Annotated in this window: 21 protein-coding genes; 15 read left to right on the top strand and 6 right to left on the bottom strand. The window is 66.3% G+C overall.

Annotated features, from left to right (window positions below):
* Positions 1-9 precede the first annotated feature (9 nt).
* Positions 10-1560: a DUF6504 family protein gene (locus tag ACSYDV_RS17650; protein ID WP_438325135.1), complete on the bottom strand. Its 1551-nt coding sequence runs from the start codon at positions 1558-1560 to the stop codon at positions 10-12.
* On the bottom strand, positions 1481-2212 hold the full coding sequence (locus ACSYDV_RS17645) for an ImuA family protein (protein ID WP_438325134.1): 732 nt from the start codon (positions 2210-2212) through the stop codon (positions 1481-1483). The genes ACSYDV_RS17650 and ACSYDV_RS17645 overlap by 80 nt, the downstream gene beginning before the upstream one ends.
* 337 nt (positions 2213-2549) lie before the next feature.
* Between ACSYDV_RS17645 and ACSYDV_RS17640 the strand changes: the two genes are divergently transcribed.
* The 15 genes from ACSYDV_RS17640 to ACSYDV_RS17570 all read left to right on the top strand — a co-directional run bounded on the left by ACSYDV_RS17640 (position 2550) and on the right by ACSYDV_RS17570 (position 13569).
* Positions 2550-2870 (top strand): DUF736 domain-containing protein, encoded by a 321-nt coding sequence (locus tag ACSYDV_RS17640; protein WP_438325133.1) that lies wholly within the window; start codon positions 2550-2552, stop codon positions 2868-2870.
* 149 nt (positions 2871-3019) lie between these two features.
* Positions 3020-3907: a DMT family transporter gene (locus ACSYDV_RS17635; RefSeq protein WP_438325132.1), complete on the top strand. Its 888-nt coding sequence runs from the start codon at positions 3020-3022 to the stop codon at positions 3905-3907.
* 265 nt (positions 3908-4172) lie between these two features.
* Positions 4173-4337: a hypothetical protein gene (locus tag ACSYDV_RS17630; protein WP_438325131.1), complete on the top strand. Its 165-nt coding sequence runs from the start codon at positions 4173-4175 to the stop codon at positions 4335-4337.
* Between the two features lie 120 nt (positions 4338-4457).
* Positions 4458-4961: a hypothetical protein gene (locus ACSYDV_RS17625; protein WP_438325130.1), complete on the top strand. Its 504-nt coding sequence runs from the start codon at positions 4458-4460 to the stop codon at positions 4959-4961.
* A gap of 308 nt (positions 4962-5269) precedes the next feature.
* On the top strand, positions 5270-5587 hold the full coding sequence (locus ACSYDV_RS17620) for a DUF736 domain-containing protein (protein ID WP_438325129.1): 318 nt from the start codon (positions 5270-5272) through the stop codon (positions 5585-5587).
* 114 nt (positions 5588-5701) lie between these two features.
* Entirely contained in the window at positions 5702-5983 is a 282-nt protein-coding gene (locus tag ACSYDV_RS17615; protein ID WP_438325128.1) for a transcriptional regulator domain-containing protein, read from the top strand.
* A complete protein-coding gene (locus tag ACSYDV_RS17610) occupies positions 5889-6548 on the top strand; it encodes a DNA -binding domain-containing protein (RefSeq protein ID WP_438325127.1) in 660 nt (219 codons plus the stop codon). Before ACSYDV_RS17615 ends, ACSYDV_RS17610 begins: the two co-directional genes overlap by 95 nt.
* Positions 6549-6667: 119 nt before the next feature.
* Positions 6668-6919, top strand: coding sequence for a helix-turn-helix transcriptional regulator (locus ACSYDV_RS17605; RefSeq protein ID WP_438325126.1), 252 nt, complete (start codon positions 6668-6670; stop codon positions 6917-6919).
* Positions 6919-7470, top strand: coding sequence for a DUF2840 domain-containing protein (locus ACSYDV_RS17600; protein ID WP_438325125.1), 552 nt, complete (start codon positions 6919-6921; stop codon positions 7468-7470). Before ACSYDV_RS17605 ends, ACSYDV_RS17600 begins: the two co-directional genes overlap by 1 nt.
* Positions 7467-8039 carry a S26 family signal peptidase gene (locus ACSYDV_RS17595; RefSeq protein ID WP_438325124.1) on the top strand — a complete coding sequence of 191 codons (573 nt, stop codon included), beginning with the start codon at positions 7467-7469 and terminating at the stop codon, positions 8037-8039. The genes ACSYDV_RS17600 and ACSYDV_RS17595 overlap by 4 nt, the downstream gene beginning before the upstream one ends.
* A gap of 13 nt (positions 8040-8052) precedes the next feature.
* Positions 8053-8385 carry a DUF736 domain-containing protein gene (locus ACSYDV_RS17590; RefSeq protein WP_438325123.1) on the top strand — a complete coding sequence of 111 codons (333 nt, stop codon included), beginning with the start codon at positions 8053-8055 and terminating at the stop codon, positions 8383-8385.
* A gap of 3 nt (positions 8386-8388) precedes the next feature.
* A complete protein-coding gene (locus tag ACSYDV_RS17585) occupies positions 8389-9144 on the top strand; it encodes a lytic transglycosylase domain-containing protein (protein ID WP_438325122.1) in 756 nt (251 codons plus the stop codon).
* 232 nt (positions 9145-9376) lie between these two features.
* Complete coding sequence (locus ACSYDV_RS17580; RefSeq protein WP_438325357.1) at positions 9377-11122, top strand: relaxase/mobilization nuclease domain-containing protein; 1746 nt, start codon at positions 9377-9379, stop codon at positions 11120-11122.
* A gap of 12 nt (positions 11123-11134) precedes the next feature.
* Positions 11135-13105, top strand: coding sequence for a conjugal transfer protein TraG (locus ACSYDV_RS17575; RefSeq protein WP_438325121.1), 1971 nt, complete (start codon positions 11135-11137; stop codon positions 13103-13105).
* Positions 13102-13569 (top strand): CopG family transcriptional regulator, encoded by a 468-nt coding sequence (locus tag ACSYDV_RS17570; RefSeq protein WP_438325120.1) that lies wholly within the window; start codon positions 13102-13104, stop codon positions 13567-13569. The genes ACSYDV_RS17575 and ACSYDV_RS17570 overlap by 4 nt, the downstream gene beginning before the upstream one ends.
* On the opposite strand, the gene ACSYDV_RS17565 is transcribed toward ACSYDV_RS17570, so the two are convergent.
* From ACSYDV_RS17565 to ACSYDV_RS17550, 4 genes are read right to left on the bottom strand one after another with little or no spacing between them, the layout of a single operon-like run.
* Positions 13548-14573, bottom strand: coding sequence for a JAB domain-containing protein (locus ACSYDV_RS17565; RefSeq protein ID WP_438325119.1), 1026 nt, complete (start codon positions 14571-14573; stop codon positions 13548-13550). The genes ACSYDV_RS17570 and ACSYDV_RS17565 overlap by 22 nt on opposite strands.
* Entirely contained in the window at positions 14480-14953 is a 474-nt protein-coding gene (locus tag ACSYDV_RS17560; protein ID WP_438325118.1) for a hypothetical protein, read from the bottom strand. Before ACSYDV_RS17560 ends, ACSYDV_RS17565 begins: the two co-directional genes overlap by 94 nt.
* Positions 14954-14992: 39 nt before the next feature.
* Positions 14993-15325 (bottom strand): hypothetical protein, encoded by a 333-nt coding sequence (locus tag ACSYDV_RS17555; RefSeq protein WP_438325117.1) that lies wholly within the window; start codon positions 15323-15325, stop codon positions 14993-14995.
* A gap of 60 nt (positions 15326-15385) precedes the next feature.
* On the bottom strand, positions 15386-15886 hold the full coding sequence (locus ACSYDV_RS17550) for a LuxR C-terminal-related transcriptional regulator (protein WP_438325116.1): 501 nt from the start codon (positions 15884-15886) through the stop codon (positions 15386-15388).
* Positions 15887-15941 lie beyond the last annotated feature (55 nt).

The following is a 15941-nucleotide window of genomic DNA, read 5'->3' as shown; positions in this document are numbered from 1 at the left end:
GTCGCATTTTCAAGCAAATGCTCCGTGAATGAACCAGCGCATCGAGCCTGTCGACGCATGGACGCCGTCGCCGAGGCGGAAGAGCCAGTAGCGACCGCCCTCCTCGGTCTCGACCTGATAATAGTCGCGCACCGAAAGCGGGGTCTCGGCTTCGATCCCGCCATCGCGCCACCATTCGCCCTGCAACCGCTCCGGCCCGTCGCCTTGACGGACACGGTAGCGTTTGCGGCGCCAGATAAAGAGGCGGGGGGCTTCATCGGGCAGCAGCGCGATCACATCGATCGACTCGGGTCGCGCGAGCATCCGCGACGGCCGGGGAAGATCGTCGGCGAAATCTTCGCCGCCTGACGGGGCGAGCGCGGCCGCCAAGGCGACCGAGCGCTCGGGCATGATGCTCGGGCACGGCCCGAGGCGATGGAGGCTGCGCTGCCCGAACCGGTTCGCGAGCGCATCGACGAGCGAAGCGAGGTCGGGCCCCTCCCGCACAAGGCTTACGAGACCTTCTCCTTGGCGGGCGCCCTGGTCCTCGATCAACGGCGCGACGAGCGTCATCGCCTCGATCCCGAGTCCGGGCTCGATCGTCTCGACGCGCGCGCCGAGCAGCTTCGCGATATGCTCCGGGTCGCGCGACGGCGCGGCGGTACCGATGCGGATCGCCTGCACCTGGCCATCGACCCGGTGGAAATAGCAGTCGAGGCGCCGCGCGCCCTTGCCGAGGCGGGAAAGCTGGTCCGCGATGTCGGCGGCGAGATCGCTGATCACCTGCACGAACGCCTCGGCCGTCGCGATCGGCTCCATGAAGCCGCGCCGTGCGCGAGGAAGCGCGTCGGGAAAGATCGGCTCGATCGGCTCGGGCAGATTGCCCATCGCCTGGTCGAGGCGGCGATGAAGTTCACGCCCGAACCTCTTGGCGAGCGGCCCGCGCGGGGCTCCGATCAGCTGCTCGATCCGCTCGAAGCCGAGTTTGCGCAGGCCTTCTACATCGGCGGGCGGTAAACGCAGCGCCGCGATCGGCAGCAGCGCGATCGCTTTGCGATGCGCGCCGGGCTCGACCGTCACCGGGCGTCCCGCCGGGACGTGCCGCGCGACCGCATGCGCGCAGCCGGATGTGTCGGCGACCGCGATCTGCAGGGTGAGGCCGAATGCCCCGGTGCGGCGATGGAGATCCTTGAGGAGCGCGCGCTCGCCGCTGAACAGCGCGGCGCAGCCGGTGATATCGAGCCACAGCCCGTCGGGCGGATCGGGCGCCACGACCGGCGAATAGCGCGCGCCCGCCCACAGGGCGAGGCGGCGGAGCCCCTCGAAATCGGCTTCGGGCTCGGCGTCGACGACATCGAGTTCGGGCGCGAAGGCGCGCGCCTTCGTAATCGTCATTCCGGGCATGATGCCGAGGCTGCGCGCGTCGCGGCACGTCGCCGCAACGATCCTTCGGCCATGGTCGGGGATCGCGGTGACGAGCGGGCGGGGTGATGCGGCGCCGTCAGGCGGCGGCTTTTGCATCTTCCTGCGCAGCCGGTCGGTCGACCAGTGCGGCAGGAAGAGCGATACGACCCGTCGCATCGCAGCCCTCCACGATCCAGCTATGTGGGACGCCGCCGCGCGCCCGTTCGAGCGCGACGCGCCAGCGCGGCCGCGCCAGCGCCGGAATGCCGAGATCCTCGCTCGGGCTCGCGGTGATCCGCCAGCGCGTCACCGCTGCGCTGCCCTCGGCGTGCCCATCCGCCTTGCACGCCCGGCGAAAGATGAACGCCGGGACGCCCGAGGCTTCGGCGGCGAGTTGCAGGCGTTTCGAGGCGGTGGTGCTATATTTGGTGACCTCCCCTACGACGCCGCCGAGCCCTTGGTGACGGAGGCATTCCTCCATCGCGAGGAGAACGTTGCTGTCGCTCCCCGTCTCGACATGGATCACCCGGTCCGGATGGAGACCGGCGAGTGAGAGGGCGGGCGTGAAGAGATCGCGCCAGCGAAGACACCAGAAAACCGGGCCTTCGGCGCGCGCGAGGATGCCCGCAAGGAAGATCGTGGCGCTGGCGTCGTCGGCCAGCTCGGGGCTGCCGACCAGTTCATGTAGTGCCCCGGTCAGAAGACCCCCGGCCGGGATTCGCGAGTCGATGGCGTCGAGACCGAACGGGATGACGTCATGGCGCGCGGCAACACCTTCGATTCGCGCGATTTTGGCGCGAAGATCTTCGAGAATGACGGACTGGCGCATCGATACGGACAACTGGCCTTCGGTTGGGATGTTCCTTCTTTGTTCCTTTTCTCGGCTCTGCGTCAAGATGCGGTGCGGTGGAGCGAGGTGGGAGCTGTGGATGAAACACCGGAAAGAGGAAGGTTGCACCCCGGCCTTCGGGGTGGTGGAAACGGGTGAGGTGCGTCTCCTCGATCGGTGCCATCCCTCATTTGAGCGCCGGACTGCGGTCCCGGTTCGCCTAGTGCCGTCAACCCCCTGCGGGGGTTCGCCCTCGCGTGTCGCTCGGTGACGGCGGCTCGCTGGCCCTCCGATTGGCGCCATCGGGGATTGGCCCCGAGAACCAAGGAGACGACACATGCCCACCATCGCAACTCTCACCGAAAAAGCCGACGGCAGCTTCGAGGGCAACCTCGCCATGCTGTCGGTCAGCGCCCCGATCGCGCTCGTGCCGAACGGCCGCAAGGCCAAGGATAACGAGCCCGACTATCGCGTCATCAGCCGCAAGAACGGCTTCGAACTCGGGGCTGGCTGGATCCGGACCTCGCAGCAGAACGGCAACGAATATGTCTCGGTGACGATGTCCGCACCCGAGTTCGGGACGATCTACAGCAATCTCGCCAATGCGCCTGGCGACGATCCGTCGAAGAAGGTCCTGATCTGGAACCAGCCGAGCTGACGGGCCGGGACCCCGCCACGGCGGGGTCCCATGGCTTCAGGCCCCGCCTCGCTGCGGGGCCCTTTTCCTTTGCCCGGTGATTGCGGAAGGCGGGGGGAGGCGATACGGCTCCCGCGCGGCGGCCGGTAGCCGCGACGGAGTGTCTTCCAGTGCGCTTGCGCGATTTCTTCCTTCTCATGCTGATCTGCCTGATCTGGGCGTTCAACAATGTACTGAGCAAGATCATCGTCGACAATTGGGCGGTGCCCCCGCTTTTCTATGCCGGTTTGCGCTTCGCGGTCGTTGCGCTCGTGATGCTGCCCTGGCTGCTGCCGATGCCGCGTCCCGTCTGGCGCATCCTTCTCATCGGCCTGCTCATGGGCGGCGGCAATTTCGCCTTGCTGTTCATGGCCCTTCAGACAACCTCGCCCTCGTCCGCCGCGATCGTCGTGCAACTCGGCGTACCCTTCACGATCCTGCTCTCTATGGTGATGCTCGGCGAACGCATCCACTGGCGCCGCGCGCTCGGCATCGGTTTGACACTCGCGGGCGTGTTAATCGTCGTCTGGCGACCCGGCGGCCTCGCCTTGTCCGTGGGGCTCTGGCTCGTTATCGGCGCGGCGTTCGCAGGATCGCTCGGCGCGATCCTGATGAAGCAGGTCGAGGCGGTGTCGCCTTTCCGGTTCCAGGCATGGGTCGGTCTCGTATCGGTGCTCGTCCTTTCTGTTGCATCGGCCGCTTTCGAGACCGGCCAGTGGGCAGCGGCGGTGGATGCCGGGTGGCCCTTTGCGGGCGCGGTTTTGTTCACGGCGCTCATCGTGTCGGTCGGCGCGCATTCGGCCTATTACCACCTCATCGGCAGGTATGAAGCAAACCTGATCGCGCCGCTCACGCTGATGACGCCCCTCGCGACGATTGGCCTCGGCGTTCTCATCACGCACGACGCCTTCGATGCCCGCATGGGGATCGGCGCCGCACTGGCACTGGGCGGCGTTCTCATTGTCGCGCTGCGCCGAAAGCCGACGACCGCGCTACTGGTCGACCGCGAGCAGCGTTAGCTCGCTTTTTTCGGCAACCGGCGCACACCAACCCGGCAAGGTGGGGGGGCGGACAGGGCGGCGAGGCGGGGCGAGGCCCCTCCGCAGACTTAATCCCGCACGCAAGCCGCTGATCCCTCGGCCAGTGCAGGCCTCCTTCAATCAACCCGTGAAGGGTCCCTACGCTTTGCTAGGGCCGCCGCTGCGCGCCGGTGATTGCGGCCTGTCCCCGTCCGGCGGGGCGACTGTCGAGCGGGAATGGTCCCGCTCCCGCAGGAGCCTCGATATGCCGCTTTCAACCGCCCAATCGCTCGGCTGGAATCTTGCCCGCACGATGATGGTGATCATCGTCCTGATCCAGACCTCCAATGGCTATGCCGTGATGCCGCTCGACGAGTTTGACGGCGATCCGACAACGATAGTCAGCGAATATGACCCGTTCGGCCGCTGACCTCGAAATAGATCCAGGGTGCGGCCAGTTGCGGTTCCACCCTCGGATTCTCTCTGCTATTTTCAGACGGCAGATTGCACTGTGGAGGAAGAGGCGAGCGCGCCTAACTGGAGGACGCTCATGACCATTTTCCTTATCCTCGGTGCTATTGCCGCTTTCTATCTCATCTGGATCCTGTTTCGCCTCGCAGCCTTCGCATTGCCAATCTATGCCGGCGTTTGGCTGGGGCTTTTGATGCAAGCTTCCGGATTTGGATATCCCGCCTCGATCACAAGTGGGCTCGCGGCAGGCGCGGCGCTCCTCCTTGCCGCCCAGTTGCTCATTGCCTTCTCGCCGTTGCTCCGCTGCCCGGTCGTCCTCCTGTTCGTCGTTCCGGTGGCCTTTGCCGGGTACCAGATCGCAGGCGGGCTTGCCGGACAGACGATCGAGCCTGGCATCTGGGCCAGCGTCCTGCCGTGGATTGGCGCCTTTATGGCGGCGACAGGAGCCTGGATGGGGCTAGCGACCGAGCGGCTGGTGAGCGCCTCTCCAGACAGCACCCACCGGCGCATGCCGAAATCGCTACCGGGGTGCGCTGAGCGCGTTCCTTCCCGACGCATCGATGTTGCCTGCGGGAGGCTTTGAGTCTCTTTACGGCCAGTTCCCGTTCGCCGATCTGCCGGTCAAATTCCGTTCCTCGGGCACAGCGCCGCCGCAGCCTCTCGAGATGCGCGATCTGGCAGCAAGCCGCTGGCGCTGGCCCGGCCCGCAACGGCGCGTCCGGAACTTTCTTCCCCCGGCGTGCCGCCGTTCCTCGCGAGACAAGAAACTCCCGTTCGTGCCGTCCTCCGCTTCGCTTCGGCCCCCTGGGTGCCGGGCCGTTCACTTGCCGCCTGTCGATCCGCATCGAGGCCGCGATCGGCGCGGTCTTCGACCAGGGAAAGGTAAGGATCATGAGCAAGATCGGCAGCTTCAAGAAAGTTTCTGGCGAATATAAGGGCCAGATCATCACCCTCTCGGTGCAGGCGAAATCGGTCCGCATCGCTCCGGTGGAAAAGCCCGGCCAGAACGGCCCCAGCCACCGCGTATTCGTCGGCGAGGTCGAAGTGGGTGCGGCGTGGAGCAAGAAGACCCAGGACGACCGGCCCTATCTCTCGGTCAAGCTCGATGATCCGAGCTTCACGGCCCCCGTCTTCGCGCAACTGTTCGAGGGCGACGAGGGCGAATATGATCTGGTCTGGAGCCGCCCGGCGCGACGCAGCGACGGCTAGGTCCGGCGTTTATCGCCCGGCTTCGGCCGGGCGATAATAGCTCCAGATTGAGGACGTCTCCGCGCGGAACTGAACGGATTTTGAGTTAAGGTCATCGCTTATGTGCCGGTAACCATGAAGGAATGGCCGGCGCAAAAGCGTCGCATATCCGTATCTTGTCCCCAGTCTCTGTCGTGGGAGTTGCTTATGGGCCAGACGATCGATTGGCAGTCGTCATATTTTCCGAAAATATTCGAGCTATATGATCGCGCGGATTTCGCGCAGGAATTCCTGCGCCGCTCCCCGGCCTATCGCAGTCAATATGCCGCCGCGCTCGCCGGCCCTCGCGCCTCAGGGGCGCTTCGCCTGCTCGCGCGGCACTGGGGGTTGGTGTTTCGCCCTCGATCCCCGGCATAGCGCAGCCGACGCGCCTGCGCTCTGGCACCCGCGGGCGTGCGCGCTCGTAACGATTGCCGCACCCTCTTCGGCGGGCTTCGCCGCGGCACGGCTCGCCGATATCGCTCTCGTTTCCGGCGTTGCCGCCGAGGCGATCGATCCCGTCCGCTGGCATCTCGTGCTCGCCGTTGACGGCCGGCGCTATCGTCTCTCGATCGAGCATGGCGGCACCGATACCGCGCTCGCCTATATTTGCGCCGCCGACGATGATGCCGCCGCGCGGCTGGCTGTCGCCAGCGCGCTTCATATGGGGCTCAGCGGCGCCCCGGGGGCGCGGCCTGCGGCCTGCGCCGAGCCGGGGCCAACGGAACGCTGGCGGCTCGTGCAGTGGCTACGCCTTCTTGACGCGCATGAGGCGGGCGCCTCGCCGCGCGAGATCGCAGCGGCGCTGATACCGGGGGCGGCGCAGCGCCCCTCTGCCTCCGAATGGGACGCATCGAGCGAACGGCGGCGCATCGGCCGCTGGCGGAAGCGCGCTCTCGCGATGCGCGACGGCGGCTACCTCGAACTGCTCGCGGCTCGCTGATCGGGACATTCCGCAGCCCTTCACTTTGTCCGTTCCGAATCCCCGCCGCGCTTCTCCATGTGTGGCCGCGAGCACGCTGCAGCACGCTGGAGCCCCCGATCGCCACCAGGAGTTTCCCTATGTCCGAGATCCCCGCACCGGTCATTCCGCGCTATCTGAGGACGCCGGATGCGGCGCTGCACATCGGGCTGTCGGGGCGAACGCTTGAGAAGCACCGCTACTTCGGCACAGGCCCGATCTATCACAAGGTCGGCGGCCGCGTCGTCTACACCATCGCCGATCTCGACGCCTGGGCCGCAAGCGGCCGGCGCCGGTCGACGAGCCCGATGGGCGGCGAGGCGATGCCGCCGTCGCAGCCGGTGCGTCGCTGATGCCGCCCGCTGCGACACCTCGCGCCGCTTCGCTTCCGGCATCGGCTCTCCGGGCTGCGGCGGGATCGCCCCCGCGCCCGCCGGCTGCGAGCGGCCTGACCGAAGTCGAAATGACATGGATCGAAGGACGGCTCGAGCAATGGCTGCGCTTCGGACGCATCGCCGCGGAGAGGTTCCTGAACCGTCGGACGCGCGTCGCGGCGTTCCGCCCCGGCGCTCTGTTCGCCTTCGTGCGCTGGACGTCGAACGATTATGGCACCGTCCACTCGACGATCGCCATCGCCGCCGCGGTTACGCCCGGCGACGCCTATGCGACGCTGCCGTTCGTCCGTCCGGGCGCCGACGTCCTGTTGCGGGTCGATGGCTGGCTGAAGGTTGCGCTCGTTCTCGGCGCGATCGATGCGGTCGAGGCTGCGGGGATCGATCCTTGCGACGTGGCGCCCGATCACTGGCGCCACGTCGGCAACCGCATTGCCGCCGGTCTGCCGTTCCGGCCCTATAGCGATGACAGGCACGCGGCGTGGCTTCGCCGCAAGGCGCTGGGCGAATGAACCGCCGCTGGCTTGCCGCGACAGCCGGTTTCACCGCGCTGTTCGGTCTTGGCTTCGCCGCGACCGATGCGCTCGCGCCGCATCCGCGCCTCATATGGAACGCGAGCGCATCGGCGCCGGTCGGTCTTTACAGGATCACATCGCAGGGCTGCTACGCGGTCGGCGATCTCGTCCTGATCCGACCCGGCACTCACACCGTGCGTTTTCTCGCCGAGCGCCGATATGTTCCCATGGGGACACCGCTGCTCAAGCGGATCGCCGCGCTTCCGGGGGACACTGTCTGCCGGGAGGGAGCCATGGTGCGGATCAACGGCCGCGCGGCTGCCGCCGCGCTGGCGCGTGACCGGTGGGGCAGGGCGCTGCCGCACTGGTCGGGCTGCCGCACGCTGCGCGGCGGCGACCTCTTCCTGCTCAACACCCCGCAGGCAAGTCTCGACAGCCGCTACTTCGGTCCGATGCCGGCCTCCGGCCTGATCGGTGCCGCGCGGCCGCTCCTCACGCGCGAGGCGCCGGGCGCGCCGCTGCGCTGGCGCCGCGTCGCGCCCCCGAAGTTCCCCGTTCAACACTGAAGGAGAAGCGACGATGATTATTGGCAGTTTTCAGGAGAATGCGAACAGCTTCAGCGGTCACCTCTCGACGCTGATGCTCGATGCCATGCTGACAATTGTGCCGGCGCAGGACAGCAGCGCCGAGAACGCACCCGACTGGCGGGTGCTGCTCGGTGACGCGGAGACCGGCACCGAGGTGGGCGCGGGGTGGAGCCGGACCGGCGAGCGCGCGGGCTCCTACGTCGCCCTGCAGATCGACGACCCGGCGCTCGGGGTTCCACTGCGCGCCAATCTCATTCGCATCGCCCCGGAAAGCGACAGCTACCAGCTGCTCTGGTCGCGCCCCGCGCCGCGCGAGCGGGCCTGAGCCGTGCCGGCTCGGCCGCGCTGCGCGCGCATCCGGTGCGATCTCGCGGCGCGCTCGCGCCGCCGCTGGCGCGCACTCGCGTGCGCGTTGGCGGCGTTCGCCTGCGGCATGGCGGGCGCCGCAACGGACGCCTCGGCTGCGCCATCGGCCTCCGCGTCACCGCATCCCTATGCGGCGCATGTTGCAGCGGCCTCGCAGCGCTTCGCCATTCCCGAAGTCTGGATCTGGCGCGTGATGCATGTCGAAAGCCGCGGCAGGGCGGGCGCCGTATCGCGCGCCGGTGCAAGGGGTCTGATGCAGATCATGCCTGGCACCTGGGCGATGCTAACGGCGCGCCACCGTCTCGGCCCCGACCCCTTCGACACCCGCGCCAACATCCTCGCAGGCGCTGCCTATCTGCGTCACATGTGGGACCGCTACGGCGATGTGCGCCTGATGCTTGCAGCTTATAATGCGGGACCGGGGCGCGCCGATGCCTATGCAGCCGGCAGGCGCGGCCTGCCAGCGGAAACGGTCGCCTATGTCGCGGCAATCGTGCCGCATCTTGGCGCGCCCGGCGCTGCACCGCCTGCAACCACGCCGCACAGCGTTGCGCCATCCTGGCGCAGCGCCGGCATTTTTGCGGCGCGGCAGGATGAGGGATTATTGCCGACCGACGCGCGTGACGATGGCGCCGCGAAAACAGCGGCGGCGCCTGCCGAGCGTATGGGGCCGGCCCGCCCGAGCCTCTTCGTCCCGCTTTCCGGGCACGGCGAATGAACTCGTCCGGCATCGCCTTTTGCTTCGACCCAGTCGATGAAATAGGCATCAAAACGGGAGTGCGTGGTGGCCGAGAGAGGAGAGTTTCGGGAGGGCGAGATAAAAGCGGTGCCAGCTTTGCACACCTAAGTGGTTGGTTTTGGGCAGTCTCTTCATATGGCAGGACTTGGCCTCTGCCAGCCCATTTGCTAATTCTTGGTAACTTATCAGACGCTTACGGGCTGGCTTTGTGATGACGCACCCGCGCGACCATGAGTTTCGGGTCCGGCCGGGAAAGGGGCGCGATCGGGGGGCGGGGTCGGGGCGGCGAGTGCAGAAGCTCGCCGTTCAGGTGCGCCGCGCGGCGGCGCGCCGAGGGCAGGGGCCGAAGCGCAGGGGCGCCGGGGGCACGCGGCGCAGCGGCCGCGGAAGGCGGGCCGCCGCGCTGGCGCGCTTTCGCCGCAACGGACGCCGCGTCGTCGTCAAGGCCCGGATCGTGCGCCACAAGGGCGTGCGTTTTCGTGCTGCGCCGCTCGCCAAACACGCCGCTTATCTCGAGCGCGACGGGGTGACTCGCGACGGACGGGATGCGGCGCTGTTCGATGCCGAGGGCGATGCGGCCGACCGCTCGGCGTTCGCCAGCCGCTGCGAGCACGATCGCCATCATTTCCGGCTCATCGTGAGCCCTGAGGACGCCGCCGAAATGGAGGATTTGAGGCGCTTCATCCGCGAGCTCATGACCGACATGGCCCGCGATCTCGACACGCGGCTCGACTGGGTCGCGGTCGATCACTGGAATACCGACAATCCGCATATTCACATCCTCGTGCGCGGCGTCGCCGACGATGGCGGCGACCTTGTCATCGACCGTGCCTATGTCAGTGACGGTATCCGCTTCCGCGCCGAGCAACGTGTCACGTTCGAGCTTGGACTGCGCAGCGAACGCGAACTCGGTGCAGCCCGCGAGCGTGAGGTCGAGGCCGAGCGCTGGACCGGCCTCGACCGAGGGCTCGCGGAGCAGGCGGCTGCCTCCGCGGGGGTCGTCGACCTTCGCCCTGGCGCCGCGATCGACGAAGCCGAGCGGCGACTGCTCCTTGGCCGCGCGGCGAAGCTCGAGGCGCTCGGCATCGCAGCGCGAACGGGGCCGGCACAGTGGGTCGTCGACCCCGAAGCCGAGGCGATATTGCGCGACCTCTCGGAGCGCGGCGACATCATCAAGACGATGCACCGGGCATTGGCGAAGGAGGGCGGGTCGCCCAAAGCATCGCGCTTCGCCCTCCATGACGGACGTCATGCCGAACCGATCATAGGCCGTCTTGTCGATCGGGGCCTGCAGGACGAGCTTGCCGGCACCGCCTATGCGATCGTCGATGGCGCCGATGGCCGCGTCCATCATCTCCGCTTCGCGGACATCGGGATGACGGGCGACGCCGCCTCCGGTGCGATCGTCGAGCTCAGGTCATGGGAGGATGTGAAGGGAGGGACGCGGCTGTCGCTGGCGGTACGCTCTGACCTGTCCCTCGCCGAACAGATTCGTGCCGAAGGCGCGACCTGGCTCGATCGCCAGCTCGTCGCCCGCGAGCCGGCCGCGGGCAACGCCGGCTTCGGCCGCGAGATCCGCGCCGCGATGGACGCCCGCGCCGGGCATCTGGAGACGCTTGGTCTCGCGAGCCGCGAAGGCGGGCGTCTTCGCCTTGCGAGCGGGATCATCGACACCCTGCGCGCCCGCGACATCGACAGCGCCGCACAGGCGATCGCGGCCCGGACCGGCCTCGCGTTCAAGCCGACAGAACCGGGAGAAAATGTCTCGGGCATCTACCGCGAGCGCCTTCGCCTCACGTCGGGCCGCTTCGCAATGCTCGACGACGGACTCGGCTTTCGTCTCGTCCCTTGGCGCCCGGCGCTCGACACGCATCTGGGGCAAGCGGTCCGGGGCGCCGCGACGGCGGCCGGCGGTATCGACTGGGCAATCGGTCGCGGCCGCGGTCTTTCGATCTGAAGGAGCAGTTTTGTGAACGACCGCATATTATGGGGACAGATCCTTACCGTCGGACTGATCGTCCTTCTGTTCGTCTGGGGAGCCACGCAATGGACGGCAGCGGCGCTCGGATATCAGGCTGAGCTTGGTCCCCCCTGGTTCATGCTCGGCGATCAGCCCGTCTATCCGCCGCCTGCCTTCTTCTGGTGGTGGTTCGCCTTCGATGCCTATGCGCCCCCGGTTTTCTACCGGGGCGCCGCGATAGCGGCCTCGGGCGGGATCGCGGCGATCATCGTCGCGATCGCGATGTCGGTGTGGCGCGCGCGCGAGCGGCGACGCGCCGAGACCTATGGATCGGCGCGCTGGGCGACGAAGGGCGAAATCCGGGGTGCCGGGATGCTCGGGGAGGATGGCGTCATTCTCGGACGGTTTGGCGGCACTTATTTGCGGCATGACGGTCCCGAGCATGTGCTCTGCTTCGCGCCGACGCGGTCGGGGAAGGGCGTGGGGCTGGTGGTGCCGACTCTGCTGTCCTGGCCAGGCAGCTGCATCGTCCACGATATCAAGGGCGAGAATTGGCAGCTTACGTCCGGTTTTCGCGCGCGGTTCGGGCGGGTGTTGCTTTTCGATCCGACCAATATGGCATCTGCAGCCTATAATCCGCTGATCGAGGTTCGGCGGGGAGAACGCGAAGTTCGCGATGTGCAGAATGTCGCCGACGTGCTCGTCGATCCCGAAGGCAGCCTCGAGAAGCGCAACCACTGGGAGAAGACGAGCCATGCTCTGCTGGTCGGCGCGATCCTGCATGTTCTTTACGCGGAGCCGGACAAGTCGCTTGCCGGCGTTGCGGCCTTTCTCTCCGATCCCGGGCGGTCGATCGAGACGACACTGATGCGCATGAAGGCGACGCCGCATCTCGGAGAGAGGCCGCATCCGGTCGTCGCTGCGGCTGCGCAGGAGCTTCTCAACAAGAGCGAGAATGAGCGCTCAGGCGTCCTTTCGACCGCCATGTCTTTTCTCGGCCTGTACCGCGATCCTGTTATTGCGAGGGTGACGGGCAGCTCGTCCTGGCGAATTGCCGATCTCATGAACGAGGCGTCTCCGGTTTCGCTCTATCTCGTCGTGCCTCCAGGCGACATCAGCCGGACCAAGCCGCTCATCCGCCTCATCCTCAATCAGGTCGGACGCCGGCTTACCGAGGAACTCAACCCGGGTGCGCGGCCGCAGCGTCTGCTCCTCATGTTCGACGAGTTTCCGGCGCTTGGGCGGCTCGACTTCTTCGAAAGCGCGCTTGCCTTCATGGCAGGCTACGGGATCAAAGCCTTCCTGATTGCCCAGTCGCTGAACCAGATCGAGAAGGCCTACGGGCTCAACAATGCGATCCTCGACAATTGCCACGTCCGGGTGAGTTTCGCGACCAATGACGAGCGCACCGCCAAGCGGATATCGGACGCGCTCGGAACCGCGACCGAGCTTCGTGCCATGAAGAATTATGCGGGGCACCGATTGTCACCCTGGCTCGGCCATCTGATGGTCTCGCGCACCGAAACCGCCCGGGCACTGCTCACCCCCGGCGAGATCATGCAGCTCCCGCCCGGCGATGAGATCGTGATGGTCGCCGGCCTCGCACCGATCCGCGCGCGCAAGGCGCGCTATTTCAAGGATCGGCGTCTTACGGACCGTGTACTCACGCCAGCTGGCGTTGGTCACGTCGAGCAAGTTACCGACGACTGGTCTGGCCTGCAGCCGGTCCCGGCGGCGCCCGGATATAAGCGCAAGCCGGAAGCCAGTACCGATGCAGCGAATGGCGGTATCCGGCAGGAGCCCGAGCTTCCCGTCCATGAGGAAATCGCGACCGGGGCGGAACCCTCACGCGGCGAGTTCGACTTCGGCGAGGACGGCGCACAGGCCGACGCCGCGCGCAACCGGCAGACGGTCGACAAGGCGATGCGCCGCACCGCGCGGGCCGCATCGCTCGATCCCGATGACGGAATAGACCTGTGAAGCGCGCCCATGTGAAACAGACCTACCGTCTTGACGCCGAGCTCGCCCGCCTTGTGGCAGAACGTGCTCGGCAGCGGCGGGTCACCAAGACAGAGGTCGTCGAGGCGGCGCTGGCCTCTGTGCTGTCACCGGACCATGAGGAGAGAATCGAGGCGATCGTCACGCGGCGGCTCGACCGCATAACGCGTCTCCTCGATCGCCTCTTGTGGCATGTCGATCTCTCGAACGAAACGGTGGCGCTCTTTGTACGCTTCTGGCTCACCAGCACGCCGCCTTCGCCAGACGCTGGATCGAAGGGGGCGCAGGCGACGGGAGCGAAACGGTATCGGTCGTTCGTCGACTCCTTGTCACGGCGCATGGAGGATGGGCCGCGACTGAAGGACGAACTGTCCGAAGACTATCCCGCCGCGCTGGAAGAGAAAGGAGGCATCGCTCGGCGCGATCAGTCGCCTTCAGAGAAATAGGCGCGCAGCCGGTCACGCAGTGCGGGCTGCAGCCGGACGAAGCATCGCCGTCCATCGAACAGATCCGGAAATCGTCGAAGGAGCCCCGCTTCGCAAAGCTTCTGAATTAGTCTCAGCCCACTGCTCATCGGGATCCCCGCCGTCGCACAGGTTGCGGTAATGGCGAGCGGCTTGCCCTCGCATTCATGGACGAAGACATCGAGCAATATCTCCCAGGCAGGCTCTCCGAAAAGCTCCTGCGCTCCGATGAGTTGCCGGCGAAGCAGTCTCCGCCGGATCGTACGGCGCGCCCGGTCACAGGCGATGTCGGCATTTCCGTCCCGGCCGCGTACGGGGCCGCGCAACGTGAAGCCCGCTTGCAGCCGGTCACGCAGCCGTGGCCTTCGTCCCTTGAGGATATGATGCGCGTATCTCGCGGTCACGACGATGTGGTCGAGAATTTCGATACCGAAGGGGAGGATAGCTGCCTCCAGGCGCTGCGTCGCGAGAATGTCGGCATCGCTCGGACGGGAATCGCCGCTCGGGTGATTGTGCACGATTATGAGCGCACTCGCATTGAGTTCGAGCGCGCGGCGAAGGATGGTGCGAGGATAAATGGCGAGCTCGCTCAATGTGCCTCTCTGCAGTTGCTCGTCGCTAAGAAGCCTGTGCGCCGGATCGAGAAAAAGGACGCGGAGCACCTCGTCCGGCAGCGAACCCATCGAATGGATCAGATAGCTGCGAAGCGATGCCGAGAATGGATTGACGGGCTCCGCGGCGATGCCCGGCTGAAGTCCGGCCTTCATTGCTTCGCCCGCAGCTACAATCAATTCTGCGATACCATTGCCGCACCCGACGACACGTGAGAGCGCTTCGGGCGACTGGGTCCACAGCCTTCCGATGGTGCTAAATTCTCGAAGAAGGGCTGCTGCTAGCGCCTCGCTGCGTTCCGAATCCACTGTGGCAATGAGCCGTGCCAGGACGGATCGCTGCCGTTTGCTGCCAGTCGGCGTTGGTGGCGCCAAGTTCCCAGAATGAGCAGAGGAGGGAAGAGCCAGGAGACCGCCACCTGCATCGTCAAATAGGCAATCGGGTGCATCGGAACCTCGAGAGCCTTCGCGAGGTGAGCCAGCAGCGGAAAGATGTGGAGGATAGCTGCGAGCAGCGGCCAGAAACGATGAGAGATCATCGCAAGCAGGAAGGTCGCTCCCGCTCCCGCCAGATCGATTGCGAGATGTCCTGTGTCCAGGCCTTCGAATTCGGGCGGAACTATCAGGTGGAGGAGCTGGTCCGATATCACCAGCGCCGCAGCGATACCCGCCATGGCCCGCTCGGGCCCACCGCCACGCCGCAGCGCATAGGCGAGAGCCACCAGCAAGAGTGCGATGAACAAGGCGTTGCGCATCGCGCACCATATTCATGCCGGTGACTCCCGGTCAATCTGTCAGGCGGCCGAACTCAGCGGAACGACGTTCGACCGCGCGCTGTTCGGGCATTTATGGAGATCGTAGCCCGCCGTCTCCCGGCCGATCTCGACAAGCTCGCCGTGGATACGCATCACGTCACCGCTCGCATCGATCAGCGCGTTTTGCACCTTTGCGATCCGCCGGATGGCGGCATGGCCCCTCGTCGCAGGGACGCCGTCGGTATCGCGCCGCGCGGTAACCGCGCTCGTCATCAGCGAGGAAACCGCGATGAGGGCGTCGTCGATCCTGCGTTCGGCCGCCGGCACATCCTCCTCGAGACGCGCGGTGTGGGTCATCTGTCGATCAGGCATAGTCTCTCCTTTCCGGAAAACCCGTAGGCTCCGGCTCTTCGCTCGCGTGGTGGAAAGGGGTCAGTTGGCGATGAGCTGGTTCAGCCCTTGCGCAATCCCGATCCCGCCGAGCGCGATCAGAACAAGCAGAAGCAAACCTCCCACCATGATCAACGTCCGCCGCGAAGGCTGATGATCATGCCGCAACAAACTCCTCGACAGCGGGTTTTCTTCCGGTGGCAAGGAGATTCCCGCCTCGCTGTCGCGAAGGGGGAGATGCTTGGCCGGTTCGCCGTCTGCCCCGTTCGATGGCACTGCAGGGGAGAGCGTGGGAATATCGACTGGGTGGTATGCGATCCGGTCGCATATGGTTTTAAGCCGGTCATAGATGATTGCGGTCTCGTCGCGGCTACCTGCGCCGAGGATATAGCGCGCCGATGTCAGGCGCTGATCGACCGTATATTTGGAAATGTCGAGCTCGCGCGCGATCTGTTTCGACGTCTGCCGTGCCAGCAGCAGTTCGAGGCAAGCATGCTGCTTGTCGGAGAGGCGCGACCAGCGTTCGGCGTCCTCCGGTGCCAAAGACCCCGAATCAGTCATCCGGCATATAAACACAAATGTAGATATCCTGCCAAAT

Source organism: Sphingopyxis selenitireducens (assembly GCF_051550705.1).
Classification (GTDB): Bacteria; Pseudomonadota; Alphaproteobacteria; order Sphingomonadales; family Sphingomonadaceae; genus Sphingopyxis.
The sequence above is the reverse complement of the archived record's forward strand: the minus strand, read 5'-3'. Positions and strand labels throughout refer to the sequence as shown.